The sequence below is a fragment of the Nitrospirillum amazonense genome (assembly GCF_007828035.1).
Classification (GTDB): domain Bacteria; phylum Pseudomonadota; class Alphaproteobacteria; order Azospirillales; family Azospirillaceae; genus Nitrospirillum; species Nitrospirillum amazonense.
This window is the reverse complement of record NZ_VITV01000022.1, coordinates 1-13,261: the sequence shown is the minus strand read 5'-3', so window position 1 is coordinate 13,261 and position 13,261 is coordinate 1. Positions and strand designations below refer to the sequence as shown.

Annotated in this window: 10 protein-coding genes; 2 read left to right on the top strand and 8 right to left on the bottom strand. The window is 68.7% G+C overall.

What is annotated here, in order from left to right; genetic code table 11:
* Positions 1-355 precede the first annotated feature (355 nt).
* Both FBZ87_RS28845 and FBZ87_RS28840 read left to right on the top strand, forming a co-directional pair.
* Entirely contained in the window at positions 356-703 is a 348-nt protein-coding gene (locus FBZ87_RS28845; RefSeq protein ID WP_145614012.1) for a RidA family protein, read from the top strand.
* A 122-nt stretch (positions 704-825) separates the two neighbouring features.
* A complete protein-coding gene (locus tag FBZ87_RS28840; protein WP_145614011.1) occupies positions 826-2,166 on the top strand; it encodes an anti-phage deoxyguanosine triphosphatase in 1,341 nt (446 codons plus the stop codon).
* Between the two features lie 18 nt (positions 2,167-2,184).
* Here FBZ87_RS28840 and FBZ87_RS28835 read toward each other — a convergent pair whose 3' ends face one another.
* The 8 genes from FBZ87_RS28835 to FBZ87_RS28800 all read right to left on the bottom strand — a co-directional run.
* Positions 2,185-3,372, bottom strand: a complete 1,188-nt coding sequence (locus FBZ87_RS28835) for a prohibitin family protein (RefSeq protein ID WP_246134660.1) — start codon at positions 3,370-3,372, stop codon at positions 2,185-2,187.
* 2 nt (positions 3,373-3,374) lie between these two features.
* Positions 3,375-3,572 (bottom strand): hypothetical protein, encoded by a 198-nt coding sequence (locus FBZ87_RS28830; RefSeq protein WP_145614010.1) that lies wholly within the window; start codon positions 3,570-3,572, stop codon positions 3,375-3,377.
* Positions 3,573-3,688: 116 nt separating this feature from the next.
* Positions 3,689-4,300, bottom strand: a complete 612-nt coding sequence (locus FBZ87_RS28825; RefSeq protein ID WP_145614009.1) for a YcjF family protein — start codon at positions 4,298-4,300, stop codon at positions 3,689-3,691.
* Positions 4,301-4,444: 144 nt separating this feature from the next.
* Positions 4,445-5,212: a thioesterase II family protein gene (locus tag FBZ87_RS28820; RefSeq protein ID WP_145614008.1), complete on the bottom strand. Its 768-nt coding sequence runs from the start codon at positions 5,210-5,212 to the stop codon at positions 4,445-4,447.
* Positions 5,209-6,921: a cyclic peptide export ABC transporter gene (locus FBZ87_RS28815; RefSeq protein WP_145614007.1), complete on the bottom strand. Its 1,713-nt coding sequence runs from the start codon at positions 6,919-6,921 to the stop codon at positions 5,209-5,211. The genes FBZ87_RS28820 and FBZ87_RS28815 overlap by 4 nt, the downstream gene beginning before the upstream one ends.
* Positions 6,918-8,582: a cyclic peptide export ABC transporter gene (locus FBZ87_RS28810; RefSeq protein ID WP_145614006.1), complete on the bottom strand. Its 1,665-nt coding sequence runs from the start codon at positions 8,580-8,582 to the stop codon at positions 6,918-6,920. The genes FBZ87_RS28815 and FBZ87_RS28810 overlap by 4 nt, the downstream gene beginning before the upstream one ends.
* Complete coding sequence (locus FBZ87_RS28805) at positions 8,579-9,580, bottom strand: TauD/TfdA family dioxygenase (protein WP_145614005.1); 1,002 nt, start codon at positions 9,578-9,580, stop codon at positions 8,579-8,581. Before FBZ87_RS28805 ends, FBZ87_RS28810 begins: the two co-directional genes overlap by 4 nt.
* Before the next feature lie 50 nt (positions 9,581-9,630).
* Positions 9,631-13,261: non-ribosomal peptide synthetase (locus FBZ87_RS28800; RefSeq protein WP_145614004.1), on the bottom strand; the 3,631-nt coding region annotated here is incomplete at its 5' end.

The following is a 13,261-nucleotide window of genomic DNA, read 5'->3' as shown; positions in this document are numbered from 1 at the left end:
GGCATCGGCGTGGGTGCCACCCTGGACCAGGGTGATGGCTTCAAGCTGCGGCTGGAGTATTCCGGCGAGCTGCGCCGCGATTACCAGAGCCATGCCGGGGTTCTGCGCGCCACCTTCGACTTCTGAGGTGGCGATTTCCAACCGGTTCCCTGCCAAGTCCCGCCAGCCGCCAGCGGCGGGGCAGGGGGCCGCCGGCCGGATGTGTGGACGGGCTTATTCCCGCTAGCCCTCGCCACACGTCCGGCCGGGTCTGGCCAACCGCCGGCTGGACCGCGGTGGTTCTCGCGCAGGGCGATGTGCGGCTATAACCTCTCCGCGGGCCCGGGTGGCGCGCATGCAGAGGGGAGCTTTTTGAATGATCGAACGCATCGGCAAGGCGCAACGCTGGAGCGACGCCGTCGCCGTGAACGGCCTGGTGTTCCTGGCCGGCCATGTCGCGGATAAGACGCGTGGCCAGTCCGTCGCGGCGCAGACCGAGGACGTGCTGGCCCAGATGGACGAGACCTTAGCCAAAGCCGGCATCACCAAGGCCAACCTGGTCAGCGTCACCATCTACCTCGCCGACATGGCCGGCTTCGATGAGATGAATTCGGTTTGGGACCGCTGGGTGGATTCCGACAATCCTCCGGCCCGGGCGACGGTCGAGTCACGGCTGGCCTATCCCGATTTCGCCATCGAGATGACCGCCATCGCGGCGCGGTAATCCCCATGGGCGCCGGTCGGGATGGCCAAGGATTAGCTGCGGCATTTCCCGGCCGCGCCCGCTACACTCTCGCCCGATTTTGCCCACCTGATATGGGTCGGCGGCGGCGGTAGAAGGTACTTATGGTGTGGGATGAGCGGCGGGGCGACCGGCGGGGGCAAACCAGCGACACGCGCCAGCCGGCGGATATCGACTACGCCCGGGTCATTCACTCGGCCAGCTTCCGGCGGCTGCAGGGCAAGACCCAGATCCTGAATTTGGGCGACAGCGACTTCTACCGCACCCGTCTGACCCACTCGCTGGAGGTGGCGCAGATTGCCGGCGGCATCGTGCGCCAGTTCCAGCACCAGTTCGTCGGTCACCCCGCCCATCCGCATCTGCCGGACATCGCCCGCATCCAGGCCATCGGCTGCACCCACGACCTGGGCCATCCGCCCTTCGGCCATGGCGGGGAGGTGGCGCTGAACTACTGCATGCGCGACCACGGCGGTTTCGAAGGCAACGGCCAGACGCTGCGGGTCCTGTCCCGGCTGGAGAGGTTTCCCGAGGGTGCCGGCGCCAACCTGACGCGCCGCACCCTTCTGGGCGTGCTGAAATACCCCGTGGCCTACAGTGAGGCCGCCAATCCCGCGGTCAGGCCCGGCCTGGACGCCAGGGCCACCACCATCCGCATCATCGACCGCAGGGCGTCTAAGCCGCCCAAATGCTATATGGACAGCGAGGCGGATGTGGTCGACTGGATCCTGGCGCCCTTGAGCATGGCCGACCAGGACGCCTTCCGCGCCTATGTCCGCCAGGACGGCAGGCATCACAAGCCCCTGCACAAATCCTTCGACTGCAGCATCATGGATCTGGCCGATGACATCGGTTTTGGCGTGCATGATCTGGAGGACGCGCTGGCCCTGCGGCTGATAGGGCGGGATGACTTCACCACCCGTGTGCCCCGCGAACCGTGCGCTGCCTTCCTGGACACGCTGCGCGGCCCTTATGCCGAGGAGTTCGGGGGCGACGCCTACACAGCCTTCGTCGATCGGCTGTTCGGGGAGGAGGACCAGCGCAAGCTGTTCATCGGCCGCATGGTTCACTATCTGATCGCCAGCTGCCATATCGACACGCGGGAGGCCTTTCAGGAACCGCTGATCCGCTATCGCGCCGCCATGGATGACCGCGCGCGGAGCTTCCTGGACGCGCTGAAGCAGGCGGTGATGGACATCGTCATCCTCAGCCCGGCCGTGCAGCAGCTGGAGTTCAAGGGCCAGAAGATGGTGGTGTCGGTATTCGAGGCCATGGCGTCTGAGCCCGCGAACTTCCTGCCGCGCGAGGTCTATGTCCGCTATCGGCAAGAAGGGGACAGCCCGCGGGTCATTTGCGACCACATTTCCGGCATGACCGACAACTTCCTGATGAAGACCTACGATCGGCTGTTCAGCCCGCACATGGGTTCCGTTTTCGACCAGCTGTGAAGCTCCCCAGGGCAGACGTCAGCGCTGCGGCGGGTCCGCCGCCGGCCCTGTCGGCTCATTGGAAAGGGGTGGGGCCTCCGCCGATACGGTGGACACATTGGCGGGCGCATTGGCCGCTCCCGGTGCCGCCTCGCGTGCCACCGTCGGTTCCGGCCGCTTGGTGGCTGGGGCGGCGCCCAGCGCCGGCTTGGCCGCCTCGGCCCGGGGGGCGGGAGCGCGGCTATGGTCTTCCGCAGCCGGCTTGGGCGCCTCTTGCGGGTGGCCGTCGTCGCCTGTGTTCAAGATAACGGGCAGGCCGTCGCGGCCGCCGATGATGATGGTCTTGGCGTTGGGGGAGGTGGCGAAGGCGCTGGTCGCCTCGATGCCGCGCAGGCGCAGGTATTCCGGGGTGATGGTGTTGGCGACCGTCGCCTGGAAGTCCCGAATACCCTCGGCCTCAATGCGCTTGCGGTCGCGTTCCTTGGCCTCGCGGGCCAGGCGGAAGTCGTACTCCTGCATGATCTGCTGCTGTTCGGCCTTGCGCTCGATGGCGGCGCGCACGCTGTCCGGCAGGGTGACGCTGGAGATCAGGATGTCTTCCACCCGCACCAGGGCCGGGCCGTGGCCGCTGGCCATCTGTTCCTCCAGCGTCAGGGTATCGGGCGCGGTCTCCCGCGTGGGCAGGGGGAATTCCTCGCGGTCGCGCTTCAGCAGATAGGCCTGAATCTCCGCGCGGTTCAGGGAGTAGAATTCCTCGGGGCTGTGCTGCGAGACGAATTCGTAGAGCAGCGAGGCGATCTTGGGCCGCACCAGCGTGTCGGCGTAGTCGGGACCCGCCAGCTTGTGCACCAGGCCGGCGGCATGGGGATTGATGCGGAAGCGCACCGACATCTCCACCTCCATGGTCAGGCCATTGGCCGCCACGGCGGGATAGGTGCGCGTCAGGGTCTGCAGCCGGCTGTCGTAGATATAGATCTGGTCCCAAGGGGCGATGACGTGCGTCCCTTCCTCCAGCACATGGTCGGTGACGGTGCCGTTGCCGAAGCGGTGCCACAGCACGCCGACGGACCCGGCGGGCACGGCGACGACCACCGCCGGGGCGAGCGCCAGGGCGGCCAGCAGCAACAGCAGCCCTGCGGCATAGAGCGACAGGCTGTTGGCGTCGGCCCAGCGTTTCAGCCGTTGACGTAAGGAATGCGGGCCGTTTTTGGCCCCGGGTTCGGCCATGGTCATCGTTCGGTCGGCGCCCGCAACTGGTCACGCACCCGCGAACTCTGCCGGCCCACCGCCTGGATCAGGAAGTTCAGCAGGGGCGTCAGGATCAGGGCCAGTAGGAAATGGCCCATGAAGCCGATGGTGGTGTTGCGGCCCATGACACCACAGAGGATGCAGGCCAGCAGGTAGATGACGATGACGGTCAAGGGCATGAGGTGCGCATTCCCGTGCAAGTGGGCCCGTGCGAGTGGGCTCGTGCAAGTGGTAGGCCTCGGAATGGAATGGCTGACGCCGGTTCCATTCCAAGGTTACCACAATTCAAACGCGATCAGGCGGCCGCAGCAGCAGCCTGCGCCGACTTTCCACGCACTTCGTTGAACTTCTCCTTGAAGAAGTTCGTGACCTTGGCCGGGTCGAAGGTGAGGAAGGTGCCGCCGGAGGCGAAGTGCTGCGCGAACACCTTGCCCAGGGCGTAGGTGAAGGCCGCGTTGAAGGCCGGCTGGGTCAGCAGGCCCAGGACCGGGCCAACCAGCGGGATGGCCTTCAGCGTGTGGCGGAAGGCGAAGGAGCCCAGCAGGCTGCCGCCCAGCGTCGCCGGGGCGACGGTGGCCAGCAGGGTACCGATGGCGGCCTTGCCGATGTCGCCACGGAAATCCACGCCGTAGTGCTTGGCCAGTTCGCGCAGCAGGTTCAGCTGCACGCCGGCCAGCACCGCGTCATCCAGCAGCACGACCGGGATGACGGCCGAGCCGGCCGCCAGCAGGACGTGGGTGCGGATGATGTGGCGGACGGCGACGTCATCCGCCACGGCCACGGCCGCGTGGGTCGTGTCGGCGGCGACCGCGTCGGCCGGGGCTTCCGTGGTGGTGGCCGTGGGGGACACGGCCTCGGGGCCGGCCGCCGCGGCCTCTTCTGGGGTTAGTTCTTTCTTCGTGACCATGATCTCACGCTCCAAAGAAGACGTTGAGGGGGGACCGGTCCGGACCACGGGTCCGGCTTGTTCCATCCCGGAAGGGACGGCCCGATGTGACTGGCCGCCGGCAAGGGCCGGCAGCCCGACGATATGGGCTAACCAATAACGGGCTCATGACAGCGGTTCCCCGGTTGAGGAAGCCGCCAATGCGTTCTTTAAAAATAGACTGTGAATAAGGCGGACGTAATCGTCGGGATTTTCCTGAATGAAAAAATGACCTCCTTTCATTGTTTGCAGTTGGAAACTGCGAGCCCTTACCGTTTCCCAGGCCGCGACCTCGTTGACCGCGACGGTCGTGTCGGCATCGCCGGCCAGGGCCACCAGATCGAGGGGCAGGGGGGCGGGGGCGGCCACCTGATAGCGGTCGGACAGGGTGAAGTCCGCCCGCAGCAGGGGACGCATCAGGTCCATCAGGTCCCGGTCCGCCAGCACCTCGGGCGGTGTGCCGCCCAGGCGTTGCAGCTCCTGGTCCAGGCCGGCGTCGTCCAGCTCCCACACCGGCGTGCGGTTGGGGGGCAGGTGGGGCGCCCGGCGGCCGGAAACTACCAGGCCTAGGGGCGGGCGTCCCTCGCGCGTCAAGGCCTCGGCCACCGCGTGGGCGATGGCGGCCCCCAGGGAATGGCCGGCCAGGACCAGGGGGCGCTGCGGCAGGGCCTTCAATGCCGCCACCAGGGGCGGTACCACTTGATCCATGCGAGCGGCGGCCGGTTCCTGCCAGCGGCCTGGCCGGCCGGGTAGCAGCACACCCCAGACGTCCAGGCCCGGCGGCATGCCCTTGGCCAGAAAGTTCAGCACGTTCAAGCCGCCGCCGCCATAGGGGAAGGCGACGATGGTGCCGATAGGGTTCGTGTCCCGGATCAGGGGATGCAGCCAGCTCATGCCGGGACCTCCGCCGCTTCAGCCGGGGTGGTTCCGGGCGGTAGGGGATGGACCAGGCGCAGGCGTCCTTCCGACATCTGGTAAACGCGGTTGGCCAAGTTGAACCAGCGCTCGTCATGGGTGACGCAAATGACCACCTTGCCCTGCGCCTTCAATTCCGGCAGCAGCTGTTCGTAAAAGACGGCGCGGAAGTGGGGGTCCTGGTCGGCCGCCCATTCGTCCAGCACGATGACCGGCTTGTCTTCCAGCTGGGTCAGCACCAGGGCCAGGCGCTTGCGCTGCCCGGTGGACAGCCGGACGGTGGTGAAGGCGCCGTCGGCCACCGCCACCTTGTCCTGCATCTCCAGCCGGGTCAGCAGCGCCCGCACCCGTGCCGGATCCGGCGACGCCACGCCGTACAGTCGGCGCGACAGATGGTAATCGGAGAAGATGGCCGAGATCCGGTCGCGATAGTCCTGCAAGGCCGCTGCCGGCACGGGCGCGCCATTGACCAGCAGCGTGCCGTGGTCCAGCGGCATAAGGCCGGTCAGCAGGCGCAGCATAGTGGATTTGCCGGAGCCGTTGCCGCCGGTGATGAAGGTGACCTCGCCGCCGTGGAACTCCGCCGTCAGCGGCCCCACGGCGAAGCTGGGCGTGCCGTCATCGTTGCGATAGGCGAAGCCGGCCTCGGCCAGGGCGATGGACCGGGGTGCCGGCAGCGCCGCCACGCCATCGGCCGGTCCCTCATCCAGGGACGCGCGGCCCCCCGGCACGGGGGCGTCGGCGGTGACGGCCCAGCGGCCGGCGGCCTCGGCCAGGCGCCGCTCCATGTCCTCGATATTGCTCAAGGCCCGCTCGGCCATGGACACCATGGGCGTCACGAAGGACACGGTGCTGATGGGGCCCACGATGAACAGGGCGGCCGTCGTCACCGGCACCACCACCTTGTAGTATTCCGCCGATACCAGGGGCACGACGAAGACCATCAGGCCGATCAGGGCGTAGAACATGGCCTCGATCAGCGAGAAATTGCGTACCCACTGGGTCTTGGTCTCGACGTTCACCCGCCGCGCGCGGGATGACGCCGCCCCCACGGCCCCCACCAGGGCGTCGGCCCGGCGGCGGCTCATGCGCGCCTCCTTGAAGCCCTGGGTCAGGTCGGTCAGGCCATCGAAGACGTCGGCCTCCGCTTGGCCGGATTCCGCCAGCATTTCCTTGAACGAGCGGGTGCGGCGATAGCGGATGGAGACCGCCAGGCCAGCGAAGGCGAAGGCCAGCACGCAGGCCAGGGGCGACAGGTAGGCCAGGTAATAGGCCAGGAACACCAGCATAACCGCCTGCTGCGCGCCCACGGCCAGGATGGGCAGAACGCGGGCCAGGATCTGGGTATCCTGGATCAGCACGCCGTGCAGGGCGGCGCGGCCGATGCGCTCCACCGTCACCAGGTCGGCCCGGCGCACCGCGTCGAACACCCGCATGCGAAAGGTGTGGATCAGCCGTTCGGCATCGCGCGACGCCGTCACCAGGATAGCATTGTGCGACACACAGAACAGGGTGATGGTCACCGCGTACATCAACACCAGGCGGGCATCGACCTTGTCCGCCTCCTGGCTGGCCGCCGCCACCAGGCCCAAGAGGGCGGTGGTGGCGACGGCCGACACCAGGTTCATGAAGGTCAGCATCTTCAGGTTCTGCGGGATCTCCCGCAGGACGACCTTGGCCAGTCTCATGCCGGCACCTCCCGCCCATGCCAGGCGGTATCCGGCGGCACCTCGCGTAGGCGGCCCTCCTCCATGTGCAGGCGCCGATCGGCCACGTCGAAATACTGGTCGTCGTGGGTGACGGCGATCAGGGTCAGGCCCCGTTCCTTCAGGGCCGGCACCACTTCGCGATAGAATTTGCGGCGGAAGTGGGGGTCCTGGTCGGCCGCCCACTCGTCCAGGATCAGCACGGGCTTGTGCTCCAGCAGCGCCGCCACCAGACCCAGGCGCTTGCGCTGGCCGGCGGACAGGTCGCGGCGGGCGAAACGGTCGCCGTCCACCCGCGTCACCCGCTGCATCTCCATCCAGCGCATCAGTTCATCGACCTCGGCCGTATCCAGCGCCGGCACGCCATAGAGGCGGGCGAACAGGTGGAAATCGGCGAAGACGGTGGCCATTTGCTCGCGGTACGGGTCCAGCTGCTGCGGCCCGATGGCCAAATCGTCCACCATCAGCCGGCCGCGCATGGGCTGGTACAGGCCGGTCAGCAGCTTGATGAAGGTGGACTTGCCGGAGCCGTTGCCGCCGGTGATGAACACCACCTCGCCCCGCCGCAGGGTCAGGTCGAAGGGGCCGACGGCGAAGGCCGGCTCACCGGCCGGGGCCGGGAAGGTGAACTCCACCCCATCCAGGCGGATCTCGCGGAAATCGGCCGGCAGGTCCAGGGATGGGGCGTCCTGGCCCGGCTCAGCCAGGGCTGCCAGATCCTTCTCCAGGTCCAGCATGCGGCCGGCGGCGCCATCGGCGGCCGTCATGACGGCCAGGGATTGCATCAGGCCGAAGATGGGTGTGGACAGGAAGATCACCGCCGCCGCGACCTTCACCATCTGCTGCGAAAAGCTGCTGGAATAGTGGGGCAGCACGAAGACCAGGATGCCCAGCATCAGGTTGAAGACCATCTCGCCGAAGATGAACTGCTGCCAGGTGTGCATGTGCACGCGGCCGCGCTGGGCCATGGTGCGGTCTGAGGTGGTGACGAAGATCCTGTTGAGGTCGTCGCTGCGGGCACTGCTCAAGCGCTGTTCCTTGAAGCCGTCGAACAGGTCCGACACGCTTTCGAACAACGCCTCCTCCTCCGCCATCAGCAGGACCTGCTGTTCCTCCAACGCCCTGCTTAGCCGGACATAGAACCAGGCCCCGCCCGCCAGCACGGCGGAGATGACGAGGAAGGCCAGCGGCGACAGCACCGCCATGTAGACCAGCACCGCGATGACAGAGAGGACGGAGCGCAGGGTGATGGCCATGAACTCGGAATTCTGGGAGATCAATTGCCCCGCCTGGGTCACGCTTTCGAACAGTCGGGCCTGGCCGAACCTCTCCAGCTTCAACAGGTCGGACCGGCGCACCTGGTCCACCAGGCGCATGCGCACCGTGTCGACCACCTCTTCCAGATAGGCGGCCATTTGGGTGACCATCCAGCCTTCCGTCGCCATGTAGGCGGCAAGGCTGGCCAGGAAGGCGCCGGCCAGGACGAAATTGACGCCCGCGCGCTGCTGCTCCGCGATTTCGGAGGCGGCGGCGTTGACGATGACCAGGATCAGAGTGCTGGACAATGCCGATCCCGCCGCCGCCAACAACAGGCGCCGGATGCGGGCGGGACCGATAAGCTTGATCAGGCGGAGAAGGTTCACGCGGCCCGTCCTACGCTGGGGGCGTCCGCGCCACCATAGGCGGACAGCGGAACGTCATCGTCGACGCGGATGCGCCAGACGTGGCGTTCATGATCCGCGAAGGCGGTGCGGCCGTGCAAGGCCATGTGATTGTTCACAAAATGGATGCTGTCCGCCGGCATGGCGATCTGCAGCAGGGCCTCGGGCCGCCGCGCCTCCGCCAGCAGCAGGTCCAGCGCCCGGCGCACGTCCGGCGTGTCAGCGGCCGGGTGCAGGGCCAGCCCCTTCATCAGCGTGTCGGCGCGGAAGCGGATGCCGGGCCGCTCGGCGAAGATGGTGGCGAAGGTCACCTCCACCGTGTCCGTTCCGCCGTTGGCGGTGAAGACGCCGGGGATGCGGAAGGGCAGCGCCTTGCGCGACAGCAGGTCGATGGCCCAGCGCCCCTCCTCCGTCGCGGACAGCGACCGCTTCAGGCATTGCAGGTCGCGCACCAGGGAGATGCCGCCGCCGCAAGCCGCTGGGCGGATGTAGTACAGCATCATGTACCGCTCCGGCCGGGCGAAGTACTGCGTGTCGGTGTGCAGGTCGGCCTCGTCGGCGTGCTCGGAAAAGGTGGTGGCCGCCTTCTGCTGTCGCACCTTCACGTCCCAGATGACGCGGCGGTTCACCTGGTCCGTCGCGGTCGGACGGCCCATGCAGGCCGCCAGCGCGAACAGCACCTGGGCCCGCTCCTCCAGCTCCAGGTGCGCGAGGCCGGCTTGGCGCACGGCGATGCCGCTGTAGTCGGTCTCCAGGATATGGCATAGCGCCTCGGCCATGGCGGCCAGGGTAGGACTGGCCGCGGTGAGGGCGGCGCGCAGCTCCACGGGCGTGGTAGGCGGCACCAGCCGCTCGATCCGGAGGTCGGGGCCGTAGAAATCCCGCAACGCCGCCTGCACGCACAGGCGTTCCCGCTCGGGCACGGGCGACAGGGCGAAGTCGCCGATGCGGAGGCCTAGGTCCTCAAGATGGGTCAACATGGCTCGTCACCGTCTTGGAAACAGGATGGGCTGAGGGGTCTGGGGAAAGGTCAGTAGGCGTCACGGGCGGCCTCCATCATCGCGGCCAAGCCGTCGGCGGGCAGCCCGTCCGGCCAGTGGAAGCCCAAGCGGGCCAGCAAGGCCTGGGTCTTGGCGGTCGCCAGCTCAGTGCGGCGGTCGCGCTCATGTGGCGATTCCTGGCGATAGATGCCGAAGGTGGGCAGCAGCTCGGCCAGCGGCTTTTCCATCGCCGGGTCGTTCAGGGCGGCCTCGATCCGCGCCAGCAGTTGGCCGTAGTTGCCGGTGCCCAGGTGATCGGCCATGCCGGGCGCGGCGCGCATGACCTGGGCCAGGAAGTCGCGGCGGGCGTGATCGACGTGATGGGTGTGGTGGGCCAGATCCGGCGCCTGCGCCAGGGCGACCACCGCCTCCGCCACCTTGTCGACATGGCACAGCCAGGCGTGCATGTCCTCGGGCACGAAGCGCAGGCGGGTCAGCGCCGCCGTCAGGCGGAAGAAGGCGTTCTGTTGGATGTTGCGCTGAAGGGCGCCCCCTTCCGCCGCGAAGACGACGTTGCCCACGCGATGGATGCTGGCGTTGGCGATCTCGCCCCGCGCTGCCACCACCAGATGCTCCGCTTCCTGTTTGCTGCGGACGTAGTAGTTGTCGTCCAGCGTCGCGTGGTGTTCGTCATACTCGGTGTACAGGCGGTAGCCATCGTCGGGCGATCGGCCGCACACCGACAGGGTGGAGATGAAGTGCATGTCGGCTGTGCGGCCCGTGCGCCGGCCACGCTCAACCGCCAGGTCCAGCAGGTGGCGGGTGGCCAGGACGTTGTCGGCGTGGCTGTCGCGGTAATGGCCGTAGTGGTTGACGTTGGCGGCGCAGTGCAGGATGGCGTCGGCCTCCACGGCCAGGGCCTCATGCCGGCCCTCGGCCAGGCCCAGATCGGGTGCGCGTAGGTTGCCGGCCCAGGCCTGGACGCGGCCGGACGCCAACAGGGCCATCGCCGCGTTGTCGCCGAAATAATGGCGCAGCACCTCGGAAAGCCGCCCTTGCGCCTCCGCGTCGTCGCGGCCGCGGACCAGGGCGGTGATGCGCCGCGCCGGGTCCGCCGCCAGGTGGCGCAGCAGGTAGGCGCCGAGATAGCCGGTGGCCCCGGTCAGCAGGACATGGCCATAGGGGCGCGTCGTCGCCGGGGGCGAGGCCGCCAATGCCTCATAGCGCTGGCGATAGGCGGCCAGCAGAGGCTCCAACGTGGCTTCGCGTGCCGCCTCGAACGCGGCCTCGCGGGCTTTGAAGGCTTGCCAATGCGCCCGCGCGCCGGCGATCAGACCGGTCAGCTGGCCCGCTTGCGGACGGCAGCGCCGGGCAAAGTCCTCCAGCCGGGGGTTTTCGTATAGGTCGTTGACCGTGCACGCAAATTCCCGGCGCACACGGTTGACCATGGCCGTGGCGCGCAGGCTGTCGCCGCCCAGCTGAAAGAAGTCATCCTCCCGTCGCAGGCCGCCCACCTTCAGCACGGTGGACCAGATGGCGGCCACGCGTTCTTCCACAGGCCCTTGGGGTGGAGTGCCGGTGCGGTGATCGCCATCCATGGACTGCCGCAGGCGATAGTCATCGATGCGGGCGCGCAGGCTGGCCTGGTCGACCTTTCCGGCCAGGGTGGTGGGGATGCTCTCCACCGGGATGACGGCGGCCGGTAGCATGTAGCTGGGCAGGCGCTGGGCCAGCACCTCGCGCCAGGCGGTGTTGTCCGGCAGGTTGGCGCCGGTGGCGAAGGCGTAGAGCGCCTGGTTGCCGGCGGGATCCTTGTGCACCAGCACCACGGCCTGGCGTACGCCCGGCTGCGCCTCGATGGCGGCGGCGATCTCGCCCAGTTCCACCCGCTGGCCGCGCAGCTTGACCTGGCCGTCGGTGCGGCCCAGCACCAGCAACTCGCCCCCGGCCGTCCAGCGGCCCAGGTCGCCCGTGCGATAGCGCCGTCCGTCAGGCGTGGTGGGGAAGGCGCGCTTGGTCAGGTCGGGTCGGTTCAGATAACCCTGGGCCAGGCTGGCGCCGGCCACCCAGATTTCGCCGATGGCCCCGGGGGACACCTGGCGGCCCTGGGCGTCCAGGATCATGACGCGGATGTTGGGCAGGGGCCGGCCGGCCGCCAGGCGGGGCGCGTCCGGATCCATGCGGCCGATGGTGGTGGCCGCCGTGTTTTCCGTGGGGCCGTAGCCGTTGTAGCAGGCCAGGCGGGCGGCGTAGTGGCGGGCATCGGTGGCGATGGGCGCCTCGCCCACGGTCATCAGGATGCGCAGGGGCGGCAGGTCCGCCTGCTCGAACAGCCGCAGGTAGGATGGTGCCATGGTGGCGACGGTGATGCCCCGGCCGGCGATCAAGGCCGGCATCGCCGCGATGTCGTCCATCTCGGCCCGGGTCAGGGGCGACAGGGCGGCGCCGGCGCCCCAGGCCATGACCACGTCGGAGACCCACAGGTCGAAGGTGGGGGAGGCCAGGGTCAGCACGCGGTCGGCCGGCGTGATCCCGAACCGCTCGCCCATGCCGACCGCCAGGTTCATCAGGCCGGCATGGGTGATGACCACGCCCTTGGGCGTACCGGTGGAGCCGGAGGTGTAGAGGATGTAGGCGGGATCCGCGCCAACGTCCTCACGCAGATCCTCGTCCATCGGGGTGCCGGCATCCCGCACTTCCTCTGGTCGCAGCAGGGGCAGGCCCAGGGCGGCCAGGGCGTCGGGCGGGGTATGGCCGTCCAGCGCCAGGATCATTTGTGCGCCGGCATCCTGGGCGATGAAGGCCAGCCGGTCGCCCGGAAGGTCGCTAGTCAGGGGCACATAAGCGCCGCCGGCCCGCCACACCGCCAGCACGGCGGCGGGCAGGGCGGGGGAGCGGTCGGTCAGAATGCCCACCACCTGGCCCCGGCGCAGGCCCAGCCGGCGCAGGGCGGCGGCCAGGGCGCCGACCCCGGCCTCCACCTCGGCATAGGTGCGGGTGCCAGCAGCGGTGATGAGGGCGAGCGCCTCAGGCTGGGCCTGGGCCAGATCCTGGAACAGGCGGTCGAAGCGGGGCGCGGGCGGCATCAGGGCGGGCCCGTGCTCCCACAGCGCCAATTGGGCGGCCTCATCCGGCAGCAGGGTGGGCAGGGGCTGGTCGGCAGCCCCTTGCGCCACATGGCGAGCCAGGGCCGCCAGCGACAGCGCCCAGCTTTCCACGGTTTCGCGCTCATAAAGCGCAGCGTCCACCAACCATTGCAGTACCAGGCGGCCGTCGGCCAGGGCCTCGTGCGTCAGGGCCATGTCGTGCGCGGCGGCCAAGGGGCTCAGGCGATAGGTGGGGCGTTCCGGGATGGCGATGGTGGCCGTCGTCAGCGCCCAGTCCGCATTCCCGCCGTTGCCGACCGCCATGGGCGTCTCGCTGACCAGGAGGTTGTACAGCGGGTAGCGCCCCGGCTGGACCAGGTCGGGGTGTTGGCCACGGAAGTCCGCCAGGATGCGGGCGGTGGGGTAGCGGGAATGGCTGAGGCCCTCGGCCAGCGACTGCTGCACCCCGGCCAGGACCACGGCCAGCGTGTCGCCCTCCGCCAGATGGCAGGCCAGGGGCAGCATGTTCAGGTAATAGCCCACCACCCGGGCCTCATCCGCCGTCTCGCGGGTGGAGGCGGCGGTGCCCAGGGTG

Coding starts and splice junctions, on each gene's coding strand:
- FBZ87_RS28845 (WP_145614012.1), top strand. CDS start 356: ATGATCGAACGCATCGGCAAGGCGCAACGCTGGAGCGACGCCGTCGCC.
- FBZ87_RS28840 (WP_145614011.1), top strand. CDS start 826: ATGGTGTGGGATGAGCGGCGGGGCGACCGGCGGGGGCAAACCAGCGAC.
- FBZ87_RS28835 (WP_246134660.1), bottom strand. CDS start 3,372: ATGGCCGAACCCGGGGCCAAAAACGGCCCGCATTCCTTACGTCAACGG.
- FBZ87_RS28830 (WP_145614010.1), bottom strand. CDS start 3,572: ATGCCCTTGACCGTCATCGTCATCTACCTGCTGGCCTGCATCCTCTGT.
- FBZ87_RS28825 (WP_145614009.1), bottom strand. CDS start 4,300: ATGGTCACGAAGAAAGAACTAACCCCAGAAGAGGCCGCGGCGGCCGGC.
- FBZ87_RS28820 (WP_145614008.1), bottom strand. CDS start 5,212: ATGAGCTGGCTGCATCCCCTGATCCGGGACACGAACCCTATCGGCACC.
- FBZ87_RS28815 (WP_145614007.1), bottom strand. CDS start 6,921: ATGAGACTGGCCAAGGTCGTCCTGCGGGAGATCCCGCAGAACCTGAAG.
- FBZ87_RS28805 (WP_145614005.1), bottom strand. CDS start 9,580: ATGTTGACCCATCTTGAGGACCTAGGCCTCCGCATCGGCGACTTCGCC.